At 66.7% G+C, this 21,472-nt stretch carries 19 protein-coding genes; 2 read left to right on the top strand and 17 right to left on the bottom strand.

Translation table 11 applies throughout. The features are described from left to right. Positions 1-38 precede the first annotated feature (38 nt). From AC1RU4_RS19540 to AC1RU4_RS19480, 13 genes are all read right to left on the bottom strand, one after another. Entirely contained in the window at positions 39-323 is a 285-nt protein-coding gene (locus AC1RU4_RS19540; protein ID WP_492892797.1) for a hypothetical protein, read from the bottom strand. A gap of 461 nt (positions 324-784) precedes the next feature. Beyond that, positions 785-970 carry a hypothetical protein gene (locus AC1RU4_RS19535; protein WP_492892796.1) on the bottom strand — a complete coding sequence of 62 codons (186 nt, stop codon included), beginning with the start codon at positions 968-970 and terminating at the stop codon, positions 785-787. A gap of 312 nt (positions 971-1,282) precedes the next feature. Further along, complete coding sequence (locus AC1RU4_RS19530; protein ID WP_492892795.1) at positions 1,283-1,912, bottom strand: DUF3313 domain-containing protein; 630 nt, start codon at positions 1,910-1,912, stop codon at positions 1,283-1,285. A gap of 174 nt (positions 1,913-2,086) precedes the next feature. Beyond that, positions 2,087-3,451: an ATP-binding protein gene (locus AC1RU4_RS19525; RefSeq protein WP_492892794.1), complete on the bottom strand. Its 1,365-nt coding sequence runs from the start codon at positions 3,449-3,451 to the stop codon at positions 2,087-2,089. After that, on the bottom strand, positions 3,448-4,197 hold the full coding sequence (locus AC1RU4_RS19520) for a response regulator (protein WP_492892793.1): 750 nt from the start codon (positions 4,195-4,197) through the stop codon (positions 3,448-3,450). Before AC1RU4_RS19520 ends, AC1RU4_RS19525 begins: the two co-directional genes overlap by 4 nt. An 86-nt stretch (positions 4,198-4,283) precedes the next feature. After that, on the bottom strand, positions 4,284-4,643 hold the full coding sequence (locus AC1RU4_RS19515) for a hypothetical protein (protein WP_492892792.1): 360 nt from the start codon (positions 4,641-4,643) through the stop codon (positions 4,284-4,286). A gap of 228 nt (positions 4,644-4,871) precedes the next feature. Further along, positions 4,872-5,684 carry an ABC transporter ATP-binding protein gene (locus AC1RU4_RS19510; RefSeq protein WP_492892791.1) on the bottom strand — a complete coding sequence of 271 codons (813 nt, stop codon included), beginning with the start codon at positions 5,682-5,684 and terminating at the stop codon, positions 4,872-4,874. Between the two features lie 35 nt (positions 5,685-5,719). After that, positions 5,720-6,514 (bottom strand): ABC transporter permease, encoded by a 795-nt coding sequence (locus AC1RU4_RS19505; protein ID WP_492892790.1) that lies wholly within the window; start codon positions 6,512-6,514, stop codon positions 5,720-5,722. Beyond that, positions 6,511-7,752 (bottom strand): NAD/NADP octopine/nopaline dehydrogenase family protein, encoded by a 1,242-nt coding sequence (locus tag AC1RU4_RS19500; protein WP_492892789.1) that lies wholly within the window; start codon positions 7,750-7,752, stop codon positions 6,511-6,513. The genes AC1RU4_RS19505 and AC1RU4_RS19500 overlap by 4 nt, the downstream gene beginning before the upstream one ends. Then, positions 7,679-9,112 (bottom strand): MmgE/PrpD family protein, encoded by a 1,434-nt coding sequence (locus tag AC1RU4_RS19495; protein ID WP_492892788.1) that lies wholly within the window; start codon positions 9,110-9,112, stop codon positions 7,679-7,681. The genes AC1RU4_RS19500 and AC1RU4_RS19495 overlap by 74 nt, the downstream gene beginning before the upstream one ends. A 5-nt stretch (positions 9,113-9,117) precedes the next feature. Further along, a complete protein-coding gene (locus AC1RU4_RS19490; RefSeq protein ID WP_492892787.1) occupies positions 9,118-10,503 on the bottom strand; it encodes a dihydroorotase in 1,386 nt (461 codons plus the stop codon). A gap of 51 nt (positions 10,504-10,554) precedes the next feature. Further along, positions 10,555-11,664, bottom strand: a complete 1,110-nt coding sequence (locus tag AC1RU4_RS19485) for a CobW family GTP-binding protein (protein WP_492892786.1) — start codon at positions 11,662-11,664, stop codon at positions 10,555-10,557. Positions 11,665-11,760: 96 nt separating this feature from the next. Then, positions 11,761-12,732, bottom strand: coding sequence for an ABC transporter substrate-binding protein (locus AC1RU4_RS19480; RefSeq protein WP_492892785.1), 972 nt, complete (start codon positions 12,730-12,732; stop codon positions 11,761-11,763). A gap of 186 nt (positions 12,733-12,918) precedes the next feature. Here AC1RU4_RS19480 and AC1RU4_RS19475 point away from each other — a divergent pair, with 186 nt between their 5' ends. Further along, positions 12,919-13,689, top strand: a complete 771-nt coding sequence (locus tag AC1RU4_RS19475) for an IclR family transcriptional regulator (RefSeq protein ID WP_492892784.1) — start codon at positions 12,919-12,921, stop codon at positions 13,687-13,689. Positions 13,690-13,729: 40 nt separating this feature from the next. Here AC1RU4_RS19475 and AC1RU4_RS19470 read toward each other — a convergent pair whose 3' ends face one another. The 4 genes from AC1RU4_RS19470 to AC1RU4_RS19455 all read right to left on the bottom strand — a co-directional run bounded on the left by AC1RU4_RS19470 (position 13,730) and on the right by AC1RU4_RS19455 (position 20,008). Beyond that, positions 13,730-15,271 carry a tripartite tricarboxylate transporter permease gene (locus AC1RU4_RS19470; RefSeq protein ID WP_492892783.1) on the bottom strand — a complete coding sequence of 514 codons (1,542 nt, stop codon included), beginning with the start codon at positions 15,269-15,271 and terminating at the stop codon, positions 13,730-13,732. A 12-nt stretch (positions 15,272-15,283) separates the two neighbouring features. Further along, positions 15,284-15,796 (bottom strand): tripartite tricarboxylate transporter TctB family protein, encoded by a 513-nt coding sequence (locus AC1RU4_RS19465; RefSeq protein ID WP_492892782.1) that lies wholly within the window; start codon positions 15,794-15,796, stop codon positions 15,284-15,286. 70 nt (positions 15,797-15,866) lie between these two features. Next, positions 15,867-16,889: a Bug family tripartite tricarboxylate transporter substrate binding protein gene (locus AC1RU4_RS19460; RefSeq protein ID WP_492892781.1), complete on the bottom strand. Its 1,023-nt coding sequence runs from the start codon at positions 16,887-16,889 to the stop codon at positions 15,867-15,869. Positions 16,890-17,041: 152 nt separating this feature from the next. Further along, on the bottom strand, positions 17,042-20,008 hold the full coding sequence (locus AC1RU4_RS19455) for an FAD-binding and (Fe-S)-binding domain-containing protein (protein WP_492892780.1): 2,967 nt from the start codon (positions 20,006-20,008) through the stop codon (positions 17,042-17,044). Between the two features lie 182 nt (positions 20,009-20,190). Between AC1RU4_RS19455 and AC1RU4_RS19450 the strand changes: the two genes are divergently transcribed. Then, on the top strand, positions 20,191-21,396 hold the full coding sequence (locus tag AC1RU4_RS19450) for a pyridoxal-phosphate-dependent aminotransferase family protein (protein ID WP_492892779.1): 1,206 nt from the start codon (positions 20,191-20,193) through the stop codon (positions 21,394-21,396). Positions 21,397-21,472: the final 76 nt, after the last annotated feature.

Genomic DNA, 21,472 nt, shown 5'->3' with positions numbered 1-21,472 from the left:
GCGGGTGGCGCGCCAGTTATCAGCGTGGGAAATACGCTTTATTGCACAGCACATCCTCGTAGAGAGCCGGCATCGAGCGCCAGCCAGGCACCTTCGCGATGCAGGGCCGCAAGAAAGGTCGTTTGCGCGGCTCCTTCGTCGCGGATCGCGATCACCATATTGTCGAAGCTGCCCATTTCAACGACCCTTCCGCCTGCCCGGCCAACCAGTTCCATCGTCTGTCCGGCGCCGTACCAAGGAGGAGCGACGATGGCGACATGCTCCGTAGCTTCATCCGCAGCAAGCATCGTTCCACTTAGCGCGAAGGCGCTCAGAAACAGCAAGGCAACGGCTGGCCACAGCTGACTTAGGCCAATGCCGGCCGGACTGTGAGCGCTCTTCGGTGCACCGGATGTCGGACGGCCTATCCTGCTCCCCGGCAAGCGAAGCCGCAAAGCACCTATCGTTCTGCAGGCTGAACCCATACCGCCTGTCCCTCGCGGAGCACCGGGCGAGCCTAATGGAAAACGGCCTGGGTTGCCATGTTTCGGCGCCGTCAACGTCCTGTCTCGGCATGGTGCTTCTGACCGTCCTCCAGGCTGGAGACTCGATCGGGCCCACGGCGAGAGGAGTGGCAGCCAGGGCCAAGGCTGAGAGAGTTGCAGGCGGCGGGTGGGCGTTGTACGTGGCGCGCCCCGCCGCTCTCTCGAACGGTTTCCGAGCGCGATGATGCGAGGGCGGGTACGAGGGGCCGTAGGCCGGAAACGGAGGCGAAAGCCGTCATGGCTATCGGGCGGAAGCGCTGTCACGTTCCCGCGACGGCCGCTTCCTCGATGCTCAGGTCCTGCACCTTCTTCGTGGCGGTCGCAGCATTGCCGGAGGCGACAAGGTATTCGCGTTGCAGGACAAACAGCCGCTGGTGAAGCGCCGACCGGCGGCAGCGCTCGTCGACGATACGCCCGAGATCGTGCCATGGGGTGATGGAAGCCATGTGCCGGGAAGAGTGAGCTGCGGGCGCCGCGATGGGGGGCGGATGACGCGGACGCCCGCAGCTCGGGTTCCGTCGATGCTCAGAAGGATTGCCCGCGGGCAGATCACTTTCATGTGCCGCGCAACAGGCACATCCTCTGAGGTCGGTCGACGGAACCTTGCGCGAGGGATAGTGTTCGCCACTTCCCCGCTATCGGATGGTCTACTCGTTCGGGGCAGCGGGAGTCGCTTGCCAGAAGCCACTGCAGCTCGATCCACCTGGCCGCACGGCTCCGCTCGACATGCGCACTGTTCCCCCGGAAATGGACGAACGCTATTTGAGCCTCGCGACGAGATCTTCGGCGCCCATGGCGATTCCGACTTTCGCCGCGGCGAGGTCCCCCATGCTCGCGCCGATATTGGACGGCTTGGGGAACTGCTTGCCGACAAAGGCGCTGAGGAGCTGATTGGAACGCGCGTCGTAGATCTCGACCGCATACATCACGGATCCGGTGAAGCTTCCCTCGCCGTCGCGAGCCGTCTGCACGCCGTTATAGACGAGGCCGGCGACGTCGATGCGTGAAAAGGTGCCCAGGACGGGAGTGTTCCTGGCCGCCCCCGTCAATGTCAGCCGGATGCGCAAGGTCTGCGGTGCCGGCTTGCTCGCCAGCGTGAAGCGGGTCGCCAGCTGTTGCGTGAACTGCGCATACATATAGTCCGCGAGTGTTTTCCTGTCCGCTTGCGACAGATCGCCGAACTGATTGTCCGCGCCGCTATAGATGACAACCGGCTCCACTATCGCGCTGCTATAGCCGGACCAGTTGACGTTGCCCGCATAGTTGAATGGAACGCGGTTCGCGTTCGCTCCCGAATTCGGCTGCAGCACTGATGACGAGGCCAGTTCCTGATAATGGCTCGGAGCTGCGGTCTGGCACCCCGCCAGGATCAGGCTCATGGCAATCATTGAATAAATCCGGCTCCGCATCGACGCGACATTCCTCATTGAAAAGGGCTGTAGAGCTCCCTTTTGGATGAGTGCAGCCTAGGCGCCGAAATATTTTCGTGGCTGTTTTGATGTTAAGAAATGTTACGTGAATACCCGCGCGTGCTGTGGATCTGCACTGAAACCGCACGGCGGCTACGCTGTTGGCTTCGCGGTCCGCTCTTTGAGCTCAGCCGGCAGGATGATGCGGGCGACAAGGCCGTGCGGCTTGCGGTCGAGCAGGGCGAGCGTGCCGCCATGCGCTTTCGCGATGCCGTTGGCGATCGGCAGGCCAAGCCCGATTCCGCCGCTGCGCGGACCGGGCGTGCGCGCCGTGTCGGCCTTGAAGAAGGGTTCGAGCGCCTGTTTCTTGAGTTCGTCCGAGAGGCCGGGGCCGTCGTCGCGGACGTCGATTACGACAGCGCCGCTGTCATCTTCAGAAAGCTCCAGCTCGATATGGCTTGCGTAGCGCGATGCGTTGTCGATCAAGTTGGAGAGGGCGCGCGTGAGCGCGCGCGGCATGCATTTGCAGACGAGGCGTCGCGGTCCGGCGACGGATACGGCGATATTGGTATCGGCATAGTCGGCGGAGAGCGTCTGCAGCAGGCTCGACAGATCGACCCGGCGCGGCGGCTCCATCCCCGATTCCCTATTGCTCAAATACCGCATGCTCTCGTCGATCATCGCCGTGAGCGCCGAGATGTCCTGCAGCATCGAGCGCTGCAGTTCCGCATCGCTGCAGCGCTCGGCCCGCAGCCGCAGCCGCGTAAGCGGGGTCCGCAGGTCGTGCCCGATCGATCGCAGCAGATTCGTTCGCTGATCGATCATGCGCTTGATCCGGGCCCGCATGACGTTCAGGGAATCGCCGAGACTACGAATCTCCAGGGCGCCCCTGGCGCTGAACGGCTCCTGCGACTCCTCGTCCAGGCTGATCCTGCGGGCGGCGGCCGCGAAATCAATCAGCGGCCGCGTGAGGCGGTAGCTGAGGTAGTACGATAGAAGAAGCACCGGGAGCACCACCAGAGAGGTGATGCCCAGACTCCACAGCAGCCCGTCTCGACGCGATGAGAATGCCGGCATCTCCGGCCGGACGACGATCGAGCGGGTTTCGTCGATCCTCACCGCCAACGCAGCTTGACCCGCCGCGCTGTCCGCTGATCCAACCTCGCTCAGGGCCACCAATCTCGCGATGAGCTGCTTGAACGTGCGCTCTTCGATGTAGCGCGATCTCAGGTCGAACTCGTCGACATGCCCCTGCTCCGTCAGTTCGGCCGCCACACCGCTTCGCGCCGCCGCCTTGAGCACGGAGCCCAGTTGTTCGGGCGATGTCGCGTTGCGGATCTGTTCGGCGAGGATCGGGATATTGCTTGCTACGTAACTCGCCCATTCGACGCGGTGGTGATCCGTCTCCCGCAGCGACGCCCGTATGGCAGCAAACGTCGCGAGCAGGAAAATCGGCAGCACGGCGAGCAGAAAGATCTGCTTGCGCATCGAGGCGAGGCCGAGGCGCCCGAGAATCATCCCTTGTCGACCGTCGGGGTGAACAGATAGCCGCCCAGGCGAACCGTCTTGATCAAGGACGGCTCCTTTGCGCTGGGCTCGATCTTCTGGCGGACGCGGCTGACATGGACGTCGATGCTGCGCTGGATCGGGCCGGCGGTCCCGGCATGCGTCAATGAAAGCAGCTGCTCACGGGTCATCACCCGCCCGGGATTGGAGCAGAAGGCGAGCAGGACATCGAACTCGGCGGTGGTCATGGATATCTCGACCCCATCGGGATCGTGCAGGCTCCGGGCGACGGGGTCGAGCCGCCAGCCGGAGAAGGTCATGACCGTATGTCGCGCATCGGCCTGGCTGGCATAGGAGGCCCTCCTCAGAAGTCCCTTGATTCGCGCCAGAAGCTCGCGGGAGTTGAAGGGCTTCGTGACATAATCATCGGCACCGAGCTCCAGGCCCAGCACGCGATCGATATCCTCTCCCAACGCCGTGAGCATCAGGATGGGGATCGGCCCGGAACCCCGCAGTCGCCGGCAAATGCTGAAGCCGTCCTCGCCGGGAAGCATCGCATCGAGGACGATGAGATCGAACGCCTGGCGCTTCAACAAGCGATCCATCTCGTGGCCGGACAAAGTGGTGCAGGCGAAGAACCCAGCCTCGGTGACAAGGTCGACGAGCATCGCCGCAATATCCCGATCATCCTCGACGATGAGGACGCATGCGGGTACGCGATGAGCGCCTTCAACGGGCGTTGTTGCCGCCTCCATCATTGACTGGTCACTCCGTAGGATCGACGGCACTTGCGACATCGGCGACGCGCTGGCCGACGTCCCGGTTGAGGCTCATTAAGCCCATATCACGCGGCGCTCGTCAGCCGTCGCAAGCGATGTTCCTGAAGGATGCGGACGCGCTTCAGAACCGCCTCCCCGTCGAGGAGGTCGGGTCGCGCCTGGGAATCAAGCCAGCCGCGGCTGAACGGGAAGATGTCGACCAGCGGCAGATCCGACCGTGCCGTGATCGGACCCATGAGGGCAGCGACGGTGAGGATGCCGACATAGCCGCCGAGCGGGAGCGCTTCCTCCAGTTCGACCACGTCACGGGTGCTGGTGACCGAAAAGCCGGCCGACGTCAGCACGTGGCTCAGGATCGCCAAGGCTCTCTGGTCCGGCAGGCAGAGCAGGACCTCACCGGATCCGAATGGGGCGGGGCTGCGCATCGATCTTCCTCTCGCACCGACTATCCATCCCCTTTGTGGCCAATCCCATGTGAAGCGGGGTTTCGAGATGTTAAGTTTTGTTGCTTACATCCGGCGCCCGACCCGCGCGTAGTCAGCCCGGACGAGAACGTCACCGGCGAAGACCGGTAACGCACCGATGCGTCCCGCAGCGCTTCTGCCATTCCTTCGTGCCGACCAGCGGCAATCGGCGGGCCGGACGTCGTCGCGTCAGTCGGAGGCCAACTCCATGCCGAGCCTGACTTCATGTTCGATCAGCCGCCAGATCTCGTCGACCAGCCCGACGAACTCCATGCTTCGCTTCACCTCCAGATCGCGGGGCCGGGGCAGCGGGATCGGGATATCGGCGCGAATCCGGCCGGGACGCGCACTGAACACCACGACCCTGTCCGACAGGAACACCGCCTCGTCGATCTGGTGCGTGATCAGCACGACGGTCTTCTTCTGGGCGCTCCAGATGTTCAGCAGCTCGGTCTGCATGATTTCGCGCGTCTGGGCGTCGAGCGAGGCGAAGGGCTCGTCGAGCAGCAATATTTTCGGGTTCACCGCCAGCGCCCGCGCGACGTTCACCCGCTGGCGCATGCCGCCGGAGAGCTGGTGCGGGAAGTGGTGCTCGAACCCCTTCAGGCCGGCGAGATCGATGAAGCGGCGGGCGATGGCCTCGCGCTCCGCCCGCTTCATGCCGCCGATGGCGAGCCCGTAGGCGACGTTCTCGATCACGGTCTTCCACGGCAGCAGCGAATCGTTCTGGAACACCATGGCCCGGTCGGGGCCGGGCCGCGTGACGGTCCTTGCGCCGACGCTGATCCTGCCGGCGCTCGCCGGCATCAGCCCGTCGACGATACGCAGCAGGGTCGACTTGCCGCTGCCGCTCGCCCCGACGATCGAGAGGAACTCGCCTTCCTTCACCGTGAGGTCGATGTCGCGCAAGGCTTCCACGCTCGGCTTGCCGGGGCGCAGGAACGTCTTGCTGATGCCGGCGATGTTCAGGGCCGCATCGTTGCCCGGCGCGTTGCTGTTCATGGAACCCTCGCTCGTTGACTGGCTTGCCGGAAGGTTCATTCGTGCCTCCAGGGTGCCATGCGGTGCTCGATGGCCTCGAATACGAGGCTGCCGACGAGACCCATCGCGCCGAGCAGAATGACGTAGGCGAGCAGCGTCGCGGTGTCGAAGGTCTGCCCGGCGGCGAGGATGGCAAAGCCGAAGCCGGCGAAGGAACCGAAGAATTCCGCGACCACGATGCCGACCAGCGCGCGCGCCCAGGCGACCCGGATGCCGCTGACGACGAAGGGCAAGGCGAAGGGCAGCGTCACGGTGGTGAAGATCTGCCATTTGCTGGCGTTGAACGAGCGCGCGGCGTCGATCAGCCCCCGGTCGGTCGAACGCAGGCCCACCTCGGTCGTCACAAGCACCGGGAACACGGCGATCAGCACCACCAGCACGAATTTGGAGGCGAAGCCGAGGCCGAGCCAGGCGATCACGAGCGGGGCAAGCGCGACGATCGGCACGGAGTAGAGCGCCGTCAGCATGGGTCCCGCCGTCAGCGATAGCAGGCGGTTCGAGGAGAGTATCAGCCCGCCCGCCACGCCGACGAGGACGGCAATGGGGAAGGACACACCGACGGCGAGGATCGTCGCCCAGCCATTCGTCCATACCGCGCCGGAGCGTACCTCCTGCATCAATGCCGCGAACACCTCGGCCGGCGGCACCAGCAGCAGGCGGTTGGTGACGACGGTGGCGGTCAACACCTCCCACACCGCCAGCACGAACGCGATGGACAAGGCGACCCGGAAGAATGTGGCGACCCGCGTTTCGCTTTCGAGAAAGGCGTGGGTCTTCTGCCAGACGGTCATGGATGTCTCCCGGTTGCGTCGGCGCACGGTTCGAAAAAGCCTTCGGCAGCCCGCCGCAGGATATCTGCAACTGAAAGGCCATCGAACCGCAGATGGACGAGCAGGTTGTTGTCGGCGCGGAAATCGCGGCCGATAGCGGCAGAGGCGAGCGTGATGGTGGCATCGTGGACCGGCGTGCCGATGCCGGCGAGACGGCCCACCTCGGACGCGAACACCAATCCGTAGGGAATGTCCTGGCTCAGATAGCGATGCGCCGTGCTGCGCGGCCCTCTGGGTCCGCGGCCGGCGGCGTGCAGCGTCGCGTTCATCTGCGCCATGGAACCGAGCGGCGTGCGGAATGAACGGTGGAAATGCTCGTTCACGCTGTGGATCGTCACGCCATACGCCAAGCCGATGGCGATGCGCTCGGCATCCAGCGCCTCCATGAGGCGGCCGACCGAGCCGGTCGTCTGTCCATAGGGCGCCCAGGCCTCGCCATGCTCGATCCGCGCGACGTTGAGCAGGCATACCGGAACATGAAAAACCGGGTTCGAGTTTGACAGCAATGCGATGGCGAGCGCGTCGGCGCGCGTCTCGATCCTCGCCCCGGTCAGCATCTGGCATGCCTCGACGGCCGTCGGCGTGAAGCGCGTCGGCATTACCGCCGCTTCGATGCGCGGGCGCAGGGTGCGGATATCGACCGTTGCCGGACCTGTCTTGTGGGCGGTGCCGACCGTGGTGTTCCAGGAGACGACGGGCAGGACGATGCCCCGCGCGGCCGCGAGAGCCGACAGACGGACCGCGCTCATGGAATGCGCCGCGCCGATGATGAAGGGCACGCCCGGCTGCAGGAAGGGTGCCGCCGCCTCCATCACCGCCGCATGCCCGCCGGCATCGACGGCGAGGAGGACCGCATCGACGCCATCGAGCGCTTGCGCGACGCTGCCGGCGACCGCGATCTCCCAGGTGCCCTCGAGCGCGCCGGTCGCGGTGATCGCGGCATGTGCACCCATGCCTGCCGTGCTTGTCCCGGAGGGCGACCACAGGATCGGCCTGTAGCCGCGCGAGGCCAGCAGCGCACAGGTGGCGAGCCCCATGGCGCCGGCGCCGAGGACTGCCACCTTGGCGGGACGGGGGGTCATGCTGGCCTCGCGGGTGGAAGAATGTGAAGTTCCGTCATGTGTTTCACGCCACGTCGCGGGCAGGAGCGGGGGCCGGGTCCCGGGCGACGAGAAGCCTGCGCACATCGCCGATCGCATCGATGCCGCGCAGCCTGCCCAGCAGGGCCGCGCCGGCTTCCGGTGGCATGAAGGGCGTCACGTTGCGCAGGAATTTGCGCTCCAGCAGCGCCTCCGGCATGGGATGGACCGGCTTGCCGGTCGCGGCCGGCTGGAAGTGGGAGGCTGAGCGGCCGTCGCGGGTGGTCACGGTGACGCGCGTCGCTTCGGTGCCGTTGCGCGCGGCCTCCTCACTGTCGAACAGGTCGGCCGGGTGCATTTCCACCCGCGCCATGGCGGCCCGGATATCGGCGGCTTCGATCGTCGCCTGGGTCAGCAGGTCGGCGGTAAAGCGGCCTCGGGCGAGCAGGCAGGCGAGCGCGAAGGGCATGGAGAACTGCGCCTGTGTCACGTTCGCCGGATCGGGGAAGGCGAGGTTGCTCGCAATGTGGCGGGTGACGTCGCAGCGCACCGACTCAATCTCGGCCGGCTCGATATTGTCGCGCTCCAGCAGCAACTCCAGCGCTTCGGCGGCCGCCTGCACGGAGGAGCATGCCGGATAAAGCTTGTAGGAGGTTCCCGGCTCATGGAAGGCGCCGAGGCCGGCAAAGGCCGGTGCCGTCCAGGCGCCGGCATTGATGACCTGGATGAAACCGCGAGGACCCTCGAAAACGTCGAGGGGCGCCTGCGCGCCGTCCCGCGCCAGCAGCGCGGCCCGCAGGCCCGCTTCGCTGGCGCGCGCACACAGATAGGGCTTCATGTCGGAACCGACCGCGATCCGCAGGCCGCCGGCCTGCACCGTGGCGATGGCGATGGCGTGCGCGGCGCGGCGGGCGTCGAGGCCGAGCAAGCGTGAAACCGCCGCCGCCGCGCCGATCGGGCCGAGCACGGCGCTGTTGAACCAGCCCTTGTAGAACAGGCTGTCGCGGTCCTTGCGGTAGGGCTGCTCGGAGAGGCACTCGGCGAGGGTCCGCACGATTTCCGTGCCGGCCGCGAAGGCGGCGAGCATGTCCGCGCCGTTGGCGCCCGTCTCCTCGCCGACGGCCAGGAGAGCGGGAAACAGCACCGCGGGGGCGAAGACCATGCCGATATTGAAGTTCGCGTCGAAGTCCAGCACATGCGCGGCGACGGCGTTCGCCCGTGCCGCCGCGGGGGCGACCAGCGCGGCATCGCCGGTTCCGATCAGCGTCGCCCTCCCCGCCCTGGCCTCGGCCAGAGCCTGCATCCGCACCGTGCGGGCGAAGGGCAGGGACGAGCCGGCATAGGCAACGCCGACCACGTCGATCATCGCGTTGCGCGCCGATCGCCGCGCCGCCTCGGGCACATCGGCAAAGCGCAGTTCGGCGGCCCATGCGCCGAGCGTTTCGGCGATGTGCGGCGAGGAAGACGCGGGGTGGGACATGGCGATCACCCGGCGTGCCTGGCGGTCGCCTGGCGGCCATAGCCCTTCTCGCCGACCACCTCGCCGTCGACATAGACGGTTTGTCCGCGAACGAGCGTGCGCACCGGCTTGCCGGTCACCTTGCGGCCGGCATAGGGGCTCCAGCCGGTGAGGCTGAGCACGTCCTCGTCGCGGATCTCGTATTCCCGCTCAAGATCGACCAGCACGAGGTCGGCGTGGTTGCCGGGCAGGATCGCGCCCTTCTTCTCCAGTCCGAACAGACGGGCGGGCGCGGCGGAGCAGGCGTCGACGACGCGGTCGAGCGATATCTTTCCCTCACGCGCGGCGGTGAGGAACATCGAGAGATAGAACTGCGTCGAGGGCGTGCCGGTATGGGCCTTCCAACCGTCGGTCCAGCCGATCTCCTTCTCCTCGCGCAGATGCGGGGCATGGTCGGTGGCGACGATGTCGATGGTGCCATCGTTCAGCCCTTCCCAGAGGCCCGGCACGTTCTTCTCCGGCACCCAGTAGGACAGGGCATAGGAGCCGAGGCGCTGGATCGACGACCAGTCGCAGCCGAGGAACAGCGCCCAGGGGTTGATCTCGCACGTCACCTTCTGGCCGGCCGCCTTGGCCTTGCGGATGAGGTCGACGCTGCCGGCGGTCTGGGTGTGCAGGATGTGGAGATGGCACCCGGCCGCCTTCTGCAGGCGCAGGAGCGTGGCGATGGCGGTTTCCCAGATCACGCCGTCATGGGCGGCATAGGCCCTGGCATAGGCGAGGGCGTCGCGCTCGCCGCGCGCCCAGAACTCCTGCTCGATCACATCCATCAGCGCCTGATCGTGCGGGTGCACCATCAGCGGCACGTTGACGGCGGCGCAGGCCTTCATGATCTCGAGGATCCTGCCATGGTCGTGGACGCCGATGCCGGGCATGTGCGGGTAGTCGCGGCCGGTGTCCACGACCATGAAGAACTTGAACGCCGCAATGCCTTCCTTCGCCATGGCCGGCACTTCATCCAGGATCGTGGGCGCCGGATTGAAGTTCCAGTCCACCACCGCGTCGCTCGCGTAGACGGCGAACTGCTTCCTCAGGAGGTCGAGCGTGTTCGGCGGCGGAGTGACGTTGGGCATGGCGACCGAGGTAGTCACGCCCCCGGCCGCACATTGGCGCGTGGAGGTGAGAATCGTGTCCTTGTACTCGAAGCCGGGCTGCGAGCCCTGTCGGTGATGCGAATGCATGTCGATCACGCCGGGCAGGACCGCGAGCCCGGTGGCGTCGATGGTCCGCGCCGCCGCCGGCTCGGTGCCGGGCTCATAGATGCCGGCGATCAGGCCGTCCTTGATGCCGACGGAGCCGTTGAGCCGTCCGCCAGGTGTCATGACGAGGCCGTTGGTAATGACGCAGTCCATGGGCCAGCCCTTTTCGATGTCGGTTCGTTGTCTTCGGTGAAGCGAGGGAGATCAGCCGGCGGCGCGCGCGGGCTCGGGTTCGACAAGGCGGGTTCGCATCGTGGCCAGAACCTCGGCGACGTAGTCGCGCGAGAGGCCGCGGGTGATGAAGACGACGCGCGAGCGCCGCCCGCCTTCCGGCCAGGCCGGCAATTCGAAGGGCGGATGAAACAGCTTCTGCACCGCCTGCACGACGATGGGACGGTCGCGGCCGACGACATCGACGATGCCCTTCACGCGCAGCAGGTCTTCGCCATTGGCGATGACGAGCGCATCGAGCCAATGCGCGACGTGCTCCCAGTGCAGCGGCTCATCGAAGCTCAGGCAGAACGAGCCGATCTCGGCATTGTGCCGGTTGCGATCATGGTGGTGATGCCCGTGCCCCCGCTGCCCGTGCCCCCGCTGCTCATGCCCCTCGTGCCGGTGACGACCATCGGGGTCGTCGTGGCCCGCGTCATAGGCCTCGGCATTGAGCCAGCCGATCACGTCAGCGGATTTGGTGGCGGGATCATAGATGCCGGGACGGCCGATGAGGGCCGGCGCCGGCGCGCGGCCGAGGCCGGCGTGAACCAGCCGGGCACCGGGATTGAGCTGCCGCAGGTGCGCCACCAGGGCTTCCGGCGGGGGCGCGATATCGGACTTGGTGACGATGACGTCGTCCGCCACCGCGACCTGCTTGACCGCCTCGGCATGCCGGTCAAGCGTCGAGACGCCCTGTACGCCGTCGATGACGGCGATCACCCGGTCGAGCACGAATCGGCGCGCCACGGGGAAGGTCATCAGCGCCTGGATGACCGGCGCCGGGTCGGCAAGGCCGGTGGTTTCGATGATCACCCGGCTGAAGGCGCGCACTTCTCCGCGCTCGCGCTTCTCGTTGAGCTCGCGCAGCGTGTCGACGAGATCGCCGCGCACCGTGCAGCACAGGCAGCCGGTGCTGAGCTCTATGGTGTTGTCGGTGCTCGCGGCGATGAGGGCATGGTCGATGCCGACCTCGCCGAATTCATTGATGATGACAGCGGCATCGGAGAGCAGCGGGCTGGAAAGCCAGCTATTGAGCAGCGTGGTCTTTCCGCTGCCGAGGAAGCCCGTCAGCAGGCTGGCGGGAATACGTTCGGCTGACATTGCTTTTATCCCGGCACGGGTGGGACGAGGCGCCGGAACCCCGCGCAGCGGAGCTCCGGCCGTCGTCGTGGAGCGCAGGCATCGGGGAGCGCAGGCTCACTTCGCCGCGAGGAAGCTCGGGTCGAAATAGCGCGACAGCTCGAATTCCTTGGTCGAGTCGGGGTCGGCGCCCACCGCCTTGGCGATGACGATGAGGTTCTTCAGGCTGTCGGCCGAAACCTCCAGTCCGGCACCGATCGCCTTCTGCTGCTCGACGATGAAGGCGTAGGAATCCGCGCAGATGTCGCGATCGACCTTGGTGTAGGCGGCAAGGATGTCGATCGCCTTTTCCTTGTTGGCGGGATCGTAGATCCAGTCGGAAGCCTTGCGGGTCGCCTGGGTGAGGCCGGCCGCGACCTCGGGGTTCTTGGCGGCCCAGTCCTTGTTGAGGATCAGCGGCGTCTGGAGATAGGGCTCGGTATAATCGTCGAGCACCTTCATGCCGTCGCGCTGGGCGATGGTATCGAACGGCGCGATCAGCAGCGAGCCGGACACCTGCCCGTTCTTCAGCGCCACGACGCGGTCCTTGGAATTGGCCATGGCGACCATCTGCAGCGACGGCTCATCGCCGCCGCCCTGCTTCACGAGATAGCGCAGCAGATTGGCCGTGCCGCCCTTGACGCCGCCGGCGGTGACCGGCTTGCCGTTCATCTGCGGGATGCTGGTGACGTCCTTGCCGCCGACGAGGCGCAGGATCGACTTGCTGAGGATGGCGCCGGAAATAACGATGGGGGCGCCCTGGTCGATGGCGCGAATGGCGAGGTCCGCCACCGAGACGCCGGCCTCGACGCTGCCGGTGGACACCGCCTGAAGCAGCGCCGGGCTGCCGGCCGCCACCAGCTCCTTCACCTCGATCCCGCGTTCGGCATAGAAGCCCTGGTCCTTGGCAATGGCATGCAGCCAGAGCAGGGAGCTCGGCGCCAGCATCGCCACGCGCACTTCCGTCTTCGGCTGGGCCTGAGCGGCAGGCGCCATGAAGATCAGGGCCGACGCCAGCACGCCGCCGGCGGCTCGCATGAATGCGTTCATTGCTTTTCCCTCTGGTCGGCAGCCGAAGGAGCCGCCTCTGGATGCCGCCTCGTTGGACGACAGCTGGAGTGTGGCGGCAACAAAGGGCCATTTCAAGCAATTTTGCCAAAATACGTCAATTTAGTCATTTTGCAAAAAACCTGCATGTTTTGTAATCAGAGACGGTCTCCCCTTCTGGATTTTCCTATGAGCCGGCAAAGCGACATCCTCTCGATTCTGCAATTGTTCGATACCGGCGCCGCGGTCTGGACCGTCGAGGACCTCGCCCGCGCGCTCGACCTGTCGGTGCGGACCGCCTATCGCCATGTGCGCGAACTCACGCAGAGCGGCTTTCTCGATCCGGTATCCGGGGCGGGCTACGTGCTGGGGCCGGCCTTCATTCGGTTCGACAGGGTGATCCGGCAGAACGACCCGCTGATCCGCATCGCCTCGCCGGAAATGGCGCGCCTGCTGGACGAGACGAGCCAGGAGGCGGCCGTCATCCTGTGCCGCCGCTTCAAGGACTGCGTGATGAGCGTCCATATGGTCGAGGGGCGGGCGCCGCACCTGCCTGCGAGCTATGAGCGCGGCGCAGCCATGTCGCTGTTCCTCGGCGCTCCCGCCAAGGTGATTCTCGCCTTCATGCCCGACCGGATGCTACGCGGGCTCTATCTGCGCAACGAGGAGACGCTGCGCGCCTCGGGCCTGGAATCCTGGGTGCAGTTCAAGGAGCAGCTGCGCGCCGTCCGCAAGGCCGGCTATTCGATGACCGAGGCGGAGATCGGGCCGGGCCGAATGGGCATCGCGGCGCCGATCCTGCGCGGCGACCAGGTGATCGCCAGCATCAGCCTCGTGCTGGCCGCGAGCGTGCGCAAGGATCAGTCGAAGGCGGAAGCCTTTGCACGGGCGATCCAGACCGCTGCGAAGCAGATATCAGCGATGCTGGAAGATCAGGACACCCCCGTCGCACGGCCCTGAACGGGTCCCGAGCCGTGCGCTCGGGACCTCAGGCCGCCGGTCATGCGCGAAAGCTCTCGCTGCCGGTCGTACCCGCGGGCACGTTGCGCCCCCCGCCACGGATCGTGTCGATGAGCTTTCCGATCAACGGCCAGAACAGCATGATCAGGGCCACGGTGGTGATGGTGCCCACCAGCTTGTTCGACCAGAAGATGCCCAGCCCGCCGTCGAGCCCGATCATCGACTGGCGGAAGGCATCCTCCGCCTTGTCGCCGAGCACGAGGGCGAGCGTCATCGGCGCGAGCGGGATGCCGGTCTTCTTGAACAGGTAGCCGACCACGCCGAAGCCGAGCATCAGCCAGATATCGAACATCGCGTTCTGCACCGCGAAGGCACCGATGGCGCAGGAGACGATGATCATCGGCGCGATGGTCGCGAAGGGCACGCGCAGCACCGAGGCGAACAGCGGCACGGTGGCGAGCACGATGATCAGCCCGGCGATGTTGCCGAGATACATCGAGGCGATGAGGCCCCACACGAAGTCCTTCTGCTCGACGAAGAGCAGCGGCCCCGGCTGCAGGCCCCACACCATCAGGCCGCCGAGCAGCACCGCCGCGGTGCCCGAGCCCGGAATGCCCAGCGCCAGCATCGGCAGCAGCGCCGCCGTGCCGGCGGCATGGGCGGCGGTCTCCGGCGCCAGCACGCCCTCGATCTTGCCCTTGCCGAAATTCGCCCCGTCACGCGAGAAGCGCTTGGCGAGGTTGTAGCCCATGAAGGAGGCGGCGATCGCCCCGCCCGGCGTCACCCCCAGCCAGCAGCCGATGGCGGAGGAGCGCAGCAGCGTCAGCCAGTAGCGCGGCAGCGTCAGCCAGGTGCGCCACACCACGGAGAGGCGGATCTTCGCTTCCTGCCCCTTGAAGGCGAGATGCTCCTCCATGGCGAGCAGGATCTCGGAGATGCCGAACAGGCCGATCACCGCCACCAGGAAGTCGAAGCCGCGCAGCATCTCCACCGAGCCGAAGGTCATGCGCAGTTCGCCCGAGACCGTGTCCATGCCCACCGCGGCGAGCAGGAAACCGAGCGCGAGCGAGATGACGATCTTGTGGCGCGATTCCTTGCCGAGACCGACGAAGGAACAGAAGGTGAGGAAATAGACCGCGAAGAACTCCGGTGGCCCGAACTGGATGGCGAAGCCGGCGATCCACGGCGCCAGGAAGGTGATGAGCATCACCGCCGCGATCGAGCCGAAGAAGGAGGCGGTGAAGGCGGCGGTGAGCGCCTCGGCGGCCTGCCCCTTCTGCGCCATCGGATAGCCGTCGAACGTGGTGGCGACCGACCAGGCCTCGCCGGGAATGTTGAACAGGATCGAGGTGATCGCCCCGCCGAACAGCGCCCCCCAATAGATGCACGACAGCAGCACGATGGCCGAGGTCGGGTCCATGGTGAAGGTGAGCGGCAGCAGGATGGCGACGCCGTTGGGCCCGCCGAGGCCGGGCAGCACGCCGACCAGGATGCCGAGGCAGATGCCGACCAGCATCAGCAGCATGTTGTGGAAGGTCAGCAGGACGCCGAAGCCGTGGATGAGGGAGTCGAGAGCTTCCATGACGTCCTCCCGTCAGAAGCCGAAGGCCGCTTCGAGCGGACCCTTGGGCATGAGCACGTTGAACTGGACGTCGAAGACGTAGAACATCAGCGCCGAGAACACGAAGCCGGTGAGCAGCGACTTCCAGAGCTTCAGCTTGCCGACGAACACCATGAACGCCGCGATGAAGACGAAGCTCGCGACATAGAGGCCGATGAGCTGCACCAGCAGCACGAAGGCGACGGTGGGCAGGAACACCCGCAGCACCCGCCCGAAGGCGGAGCGGCCGACGAAGATCTCCTCGCGCAGTTCCTCGCTGCGCAGCGCGCTGAAGATGCCCCAGAGGGCGGCACCGCCGAGCAGCACCGAGAGGTAGAAGGGGAAGTAGCCGGCCTGCGGCCCGTCGGGCGCCCAGCCGGCGCCGATGCGCCAATTGTCCCAGCCGAGGAAGATCGCCAGGCAGAGAAGCAGCGCCATCACCGCGAGCTCGACGCTGCGCGTCGAAACCAGCGCGGGGTCGACATCCACGTGCGGTCCATCCGACATCGGAATTCTCCAGAAGAGGTCCTGAGGGGACGTGCCGGCGCGCAGCCACGCCGGCACGCGGACGATCGCGTCAGTTGGTGGCGACGAAGCCGGACTGGGTCATCAGGTCGCGGTAGAGCGCCTCGTCCTTCTCGAGGAACTTCACCATCTCCTGCCCCTTGAGATCGGAGGGCTTCAGCGCCTGCTTCTCGAGGTAGTCCTTGAACTCGGGCGTCTCGACCAACTTGCCCAGCAGCTCCTGATAGAAGGCGACCTGATCCGGGGTGACGCCCGCGGGCAGGAAGACGCCGCGCAGCATGATCCACTGGAAGTCGATGCCCTGCGACTTGCAGGTCGGGATGTCCTTCCAGGACTGGTCGGCGGTTACCTTGACCGGATAGTTCATCGGCTCGGTGTCGAAGACGCACAGCGCCCGCACCTGCCCGGCGCGCCATACCGCGACGTTCTCTGAGGGGTTGTTGACGTTGGCGCGGATGTGGTCGCCGACCAGCTGGGTCGCCGCCTCGCCGCCGGACTTGTAGGGGATGTAGCTGAACTTGACGCCGGCGATGCGCTCGACGGCGGCTGCGAGGATGTGGTCCTCGCGCTTCGACCCGGTGCCGCCGAGCTTGAAGGCGCCGGCCGGTTCCTTCTTCATCGCCTCGATGAATTCCGGCGCGGTCTTGTAGGGCGCGCCTGCATTCACCCACAGCACGAAATTGTCGAAGGCGAGGATGCTGACCGGGGTGAGCTTGCGCCAGTCGAAGGGCAGCTTGTTGGCCAGCGGCAGGGTGTAGATGGCCGAATTGGAGATCACCATCTTGTAGGGGTCGCCGGCGCTCGCCAGCATGTCCATCAGCCCCTCGCCGCCATTGGCGCCGCCCTTCAGCGTGACGATGATCGGGGTGGGCGAGAGTTTGTTGTTCTGGATGGCGGCCTGCATCATGCGCGCCATCTGGTCGGAGGCGCCGCCGGCGCCGGCCGGCACGATGATCTCGACCGGCTTGGTCGGCTGCCAGGCAGCCTGCGCCGACGACAAGGCGAGGCCGCCAAGACAGCCTGTCACGCAGGCGGCCAGCACCGCGGCGCGTTTCGAGACGAAGCTCTTCAGCATGCGACGTTTCCTCTCTTGTACGGGAGACCGATTGGCGTCGGTTCGTTCCCCGCGTTTCCTCGAATTTTTGAGTTATGCATTCATAATGCAAATCATCGATTAGGACGCAAGCACGTTTTGACGGCGCGCGCCGCGACCTTCCTGCTCCGCCCCTATTCCGCCGCCACCTGCTGGCGCCCCTCCCCCGTCCGTGCCGCCGCCAGGCTGCGCGCCAGGATCTGGACGACATGGACGGCGTTGCGCCCGGCACCGTCATGGATCTGGTGGCGGCAGGAGGTGCCGTCCGCGACGACGAGGGTGTCGGCGCCGGCCTTCCGCACCGCCGGCAGCAGCGAGAGCTCCGCCATGGCGAGCGAGGTGTCGATGGTGTCGGCGTGATAGCCGAAAGCGCCCGCCATGCCGCAGCAGCTCGATTCCACCACCTCCACCGCGAGCCCCGGCACCAGGCGCAGCGTCTTCTCCACCGCGCCCATGGCGCCGAAAGACTTCTGGTGGCAATGGCCATGCAGCAGCGCCCTGGGCGCGATCGGCGCCAGCGGCAGCCGGAAGCGGCCGGCATCGATCTCGCGGGCGATGAACTCCTCGATCAGCAGCGCGTGAGCGGCGAGTCGCTGCGTCGCCTCGCCCGGCAACATCGATGGAAATTCGTCGCGGAAGGCGAGCAGGCAGCTCGGCTCCAGCCCCACCACCGGCACGCCGCGCTCCACGAAGGGCGCGCAGGTATCGATCACCCGCCTCGCCTCCGCCCGCGCCTCCTCGACGAGGCCGGCGGAGAGGAAGGTGCGCCCGCAGCACAATGGCCGCGCCTTGCCGTCGACCGGGCGCGGCAGGTGCACGCGATAGCCGGCGGCGGTAAGCACGGTGAGCGCGGCGTGGAGGTTCTCGCTCTCGAACCAGCGATTGAAGGTATCGGCGAACAGCACCACCTCGTGCCCATGTTCCGGCCCGACGGCGGGCGCCCCCTCGCGGAATCCGTCCGAGCGCCACCGCGGCAGGCTGCGCCTCGCGCTGAACTGCGCCAGCTTTTCGGAAAACCGCGCCGCCAATGGCAGCCGGTCGCGCAGATTCAGCAGCCATGGCACGCGGGCGGCGAGGCCGGCATAGCGCGGCAGATAGGCGACGAGCCGCTGATGCAGGCTGATGCCCCTCGCCTTGGCCCGCGCGGCCAGCGCCTCGATCTTCATCTTCGCCATGTCGACGCCGGTCGGGCATTCGCGCCGGCAGCCCTTGCAGGAGACGCAGAGCTTCAGCGTCTCCATCATCTCGTCGGAGGCGAGTGCGTCGGGGCCGAGCCGGCCGGAAATGGCGAGGCGTAGCGTGTTGGCGCGCCCGCGCGTCACGTCGCGCTCGTCGCGGGTGACGCGGTAGCTCGGGCACATCACGCCGCCCGCCGCCTTGCGGCAGGCGCCATTGTTGTTGCACATCTCGATAGCGCCCTGCAGGCCGCCGCCCTCGCCGGAATAGCCGGCCCAGTCGAGCGCCGCGCGTAGCGGCTCCACCTTGTAGTCCGGCGCGTAGCGGAACAGGGAGCGGTCGTCGAATTTCGGCGCACGCACGATCTTGCCGGGATTGTAGAGCCCCTTCGGGTCGAAGCGGTCCTTCACCTCCTCGAAGGCGCGCACCAGCCGCGCGCCGAACATCGCCGCGTGGAATTCCGAGCGCACGATGCCGTCGCCGTGCTCGCCCGAATGCGAACCCTTGTAGGCGCGCACCATGGCGAAGGCTTCCTCGGCGATGGCACGCATCGCCTTGACGTCCTTCTCCTGGCGCAGGTTCAGCACCGGGCGCACATGCAGGCACCCCTCGGAGGCATGGGCATACCAGGTGCCGCGGGTGCCGTTCTTCGCGAACACCTCCGTCAGCTGCGCCGTGTAGTCGGCGAGATGCTCGAGCGGCACCGCGCAATCCTCGACGAAGGAGACCGGCTTTCCCGCCTCCTTCATCGACATCATGATGTTGAGGCCGGAAGTGCGCACATCGGCGATCGCCGCCTGAAGGCCCGCCTCGCGCACCGGCACCACGCCGCCCCACCTCGCCCCGTCGCGGTCCCAGCCGAAGCCGAGATCGCCCATGGTGTCGGCGAGAAGCTTCAGCCGCCGCTCGTTCTCCGCCTCGTCCTCGGCGAACTCGACGAGCAGGATCGCGTCCGGCATGCCGCGCACGAACTGCTTCAGCGTTGCCTGGAACATCGGGATCTCGCTCGCCCGCGCGAGCAGGGTCGCATCGACCAGTTCCACCGCGATCGGCTTCAGCTTCACCAGGTGCTGGGCGGCGTTCATCGCCTCGTAGAAGCTGCCGAAATGGCAGGCGCCGATGACCTTCCTGCCGATCACCGGCCAGAGCTTCAGCTCGATGCGGGTGGAATAGGCCAGCGTGCCTTCCGAGCCGACGAGGATATGGGCGAGGTTCAGCCCGTCGCCATGCGGCACCAGCGCATCGAGATTGTAGCCGCCGACACGGCGCTGCACCCTGGGAAAACGCACGGCGATCTCGTCGGCCTCCCGCACGCCGAGCGCGAGCAGATCGTGCGCCAGCGGCGCAAGCGGTGCCGGCAGGCCGGCAAGATCCGCCCCCACCTCACCGAAATGCGCCGGGCTGCCATCGGCCAGCACCGCGTCGAGGGAAAGGACGTTGTCGCGCATGGTGCCATAGCGCAGGGAACGCCCGCCGCAGCTGTTATTGCCGGCCATGCCGCCGATGGTGGCGCGGGACGCCGTCGACACGTCGACCGGAAACCACAAGCCATGCGGCTTCAGGGCACGGTTGAGGTCGTCGAGGACGATGCCCGGCTCGACGACGCAGCGCCGGCCCTCCACGTCCAGCTCGACGATGCGGTTGAGATGCTTCGAGCCGTCGACGATCAGCGTCTCGTTGATGGTCTGGCCGCATTGCGAGGTACCGCCGCCGCGTGCGGTGACCGGCACGCCTTCGGCACGGGCGAGGGCGATGGCGCGCTCGGCCTCTTCCACCGTGCGCGGCACGACCACGCCCAGCGGCATGATCTGGTAGAACGAGGCGTCCGTGGCGTAGCGCCCGCGATTGAAGCGGTCGAACCACACATCCCCCGACAATTCCGCCTTCAGGCGCCGTTCCAGCCCCGGTGCCAGCCGTGCCGCCATGGTGCTTCGCTCCCGTTTGCCGCGCTCTTCACGTCGCGAATGACGCTGGCGGGCTTGACTGCATTCTGCATTCATAATTCATTTGTGCAAGAGGTCACGGAACGGGAAGCTCGTTCCCGCCGGATCGGGAAGATGGGCGAAGGCGCGGTGGACCGCTGCGCAGCCAAGGGGAGAACATGCCGATGTCCAGCAATGCCGCCCGAGTCGCGGGTCGCCATTTCCTTCAGATTCCGGGCCCGACCCCGGTGCCGGACCGTATCCTGCGGGCCATGGACATGCCGACCATCGATCATCGCGGCCCGGAGTTCCAGAAGCTCGGCAAGCGCGTGCTGGAAGGCGTGAAGTCGATCTTCAAGACCGCGAACCCGGTGATCATCTACCCCGCCTCCGGCACCGGCGCCTGGGAAGCCGCGCTCGCCAACGTGCTCTCGCCCGGCGACAAGGTGCTGATGTTCGAGACCGGCCATTTCGCCACGCTGTGGAGGAACATGGCGCTGAAGCTCGGCCTGCAGCCGGAGTTCATCGCCTCCGACTGGCGCATCGGCGCCGACGCCGCCGCCATCGAGGCGCGGCTGCGCGAGGACAAGGACCACGCCTTCAAGGCGGTCTGCGTCGTCCACAACGAGACCTCGACCGGCTGCATCTCCCGCATCGACGAGGTGCGCCGGGCGATCGACGCCGCCGGCCATCCGGCGCTCTTGATGGTGGACACCATCTCCTCGCTGGCCTCCATCGACTATCGCCACGACGAATGGGGCGTCGACATCACCGTCGCCGGCTCGCAGAAGGGGCTGATGCTGCCGCCGGGCCTCTCCTTCAACGCCATTTCCGACAAGGCGCTGGCGGTGGCGAAGGCCTCCACCATGCCGAAGCTGTTCTGGTCGTGGGAGGAGATGCTGCCCCACAACGCCAAGGGCTTCTTCCCCTATACCCCCGGCACCAACCTGCTCTACGGCCTCGCCGAGGCCATCGACATGCTGCACGAGGAAGGGCTCGACAACGTCTTCGCCCGCCATGACCGCCATGCCGAGGCCACGCGCCGCGCCGTGCGCGCCTGGGGGCTGGAGGTGCTGTGCCGCGACCCGAAATACTATTCCTCCTCGCTCACCGCGGTGCTGATGCCGGACGGCCACGACGCCGACGTCTTCCGCGAGAAGACGCTCGACCATTTCGACATGTCGCTCGGCACCGGCCTGACCAAGCTCACCGGCCGGGTGTTCCGCATCGGCCATCTCGGCGACACCAACGACCTCACCATTCTCGGCGCGTTGTCGGGGGTGGAGATGGGGCTCTCGGTGGCCGGCGTGCCGCACCGGAAGGGCGGCGTGCAGGCGGCCATGGACTACCTGACCGATTGCGCGGTGAAGCCGTTGCAGGCGGCCGCATGAACCGCATCGCCCCGGGCAGCTTGCGAATTTCGCTGGCCGGGGCAATTTAGGGTGGAATCGCCGATCACCCGATCAT

Source organism: Ancylobacter sp. GW821-FHT10E12 (assembly GCF_058809335.1).
Note: the sequence above shows the minus strand (reverse complement) of the source record. Positions and strands in the feature narration are given on the sequence as shown.

Coding starts and splice junctions, on each gene's coding strand:
- AC1RU4_RS19535 (WP_492892796.1), bottom strand. CDS start 970: ATGGCTTCCATCACCCCATGGCACGATCTCGGGCGTATCGTCGACGAG.
- AC1RU4_RS19530 (WP_492892795.1), bottom strand. CDS start 1,912: ATGATTGCCATGAGCCTGATCCTGGCGGGGTGCCAGACCGCAGCTCCG.
- AC1RU4_RS19525 (WP_492892794.1), bottom strand. CDS start 3,451: ATGATTCTCGGGCGCCTCGGCCTCGCCTCGATGCGCAAGCAGATCTTT.
- AC1RU4_RS19520 (WP_492892793.1), bottom strand. CDS start 4,197: ATGATGGAGGCGGCAACAACGCCCGTTGAAGGCGCTCATCGCGTACCC.
- AC1RU4_RS19515 (WP_492892792.1), bottom strand. CDS start 4,643: ATGCGCAGCCCCGCCCCATTCGGATCCGGTGAGGTCCTGCTCTGCCTG.
- AC1RU4_RS19510 (WP_492892791.1), bottom strand. CDS start 5,684: ATGAACAGCAACGCGCCGGGCAACGATGCGGCCCTGAACATCGCCGGC.
- AC1RU4_RS19505 (WP_492892790.1), bottom strand. CDS start 6,514: ATGACCGTCTGGCAGAAGACCCACGCCTTTCTCGAAAGCGAAACGCGG.
- AC1RU4_RS19500 (WP_492892789.1), bottom strand. CDS start 7,752: ATGCGATCGGCGATGTGCGCAGGCTTCTCGTCGCCCGGGACCCGGCCC.
- AC1RU4_RS19495 (WP_492892788.1), bottom strand. CDS start 9,112: ATGTCCCACCCCGCGTCTTCCTCGCCGCACATCGCCGAAACGCTCGGC.
- AC1RU4_RS19490 (WP_492892787.1), bottom strand. CDS start 10,503: ATGGACTGCGTCATTACCAACGGCCTCGTCATGACACCTGGCGGACGG.
- AC1RU4_RS19485 (WP_492892786.1), bottom strand. CDS start 11,664: ATGTCAGCCGAACGTATTCCCGCCAGCCTGCTGACGGGCTTCCTCGGC.
- AC1RU4_RS19480 (WP_492892785.1), bottom strand. CDS start 12,732: ATGAACGCATTCATGCGAGCCGCCGGCGGCGTGCTGGCGTCGGCCCTG.
- AC1RU4_RS19475 (WP_492892784.1), top strand. CDS start 12,919: ATGAGCCGGCAAAGCGACATCCTCTCGATTCTGCAATTGTTCGATACC.
- AC1RU4_RS19470 (WP_492892783.1), bottom strand. CDS start 15,271: ATGGAAGCTCTCGACTCCCTCATCCACGGCTTCGGCGTCCTGCTGACC.
- AC1RU4_RS19465 (WP_492892782.1), bottom strand. CDS start 15,796: ATGTCGGATGGACCGCACGTGGATGTCGACCCCGCGCTGGTTTCGACG.
- AC1RU4_RS19460 (WP_492892781.1), bottom strand. CDS start 16,889: ATGCTGAAGAGCTTCGTCTCGAAACGCGCCGCGGTGCTGGCCGCCTGC.
- AC1RU4_RS19455 (WP_492892780.1), bottom strand. CDS start 20,008: ATGGCGGCACGGCTGGCACCGGGGCTGGAACGGCGCCTGAAGGCGGAA.
- AC1RU4_RS19450 (WP_492892779.1), top strand. CDS start 20,191: ATGTCCAGCAATGCCGCCCGAGTCGCGGGTCGCCATTTCCTTCAGATT.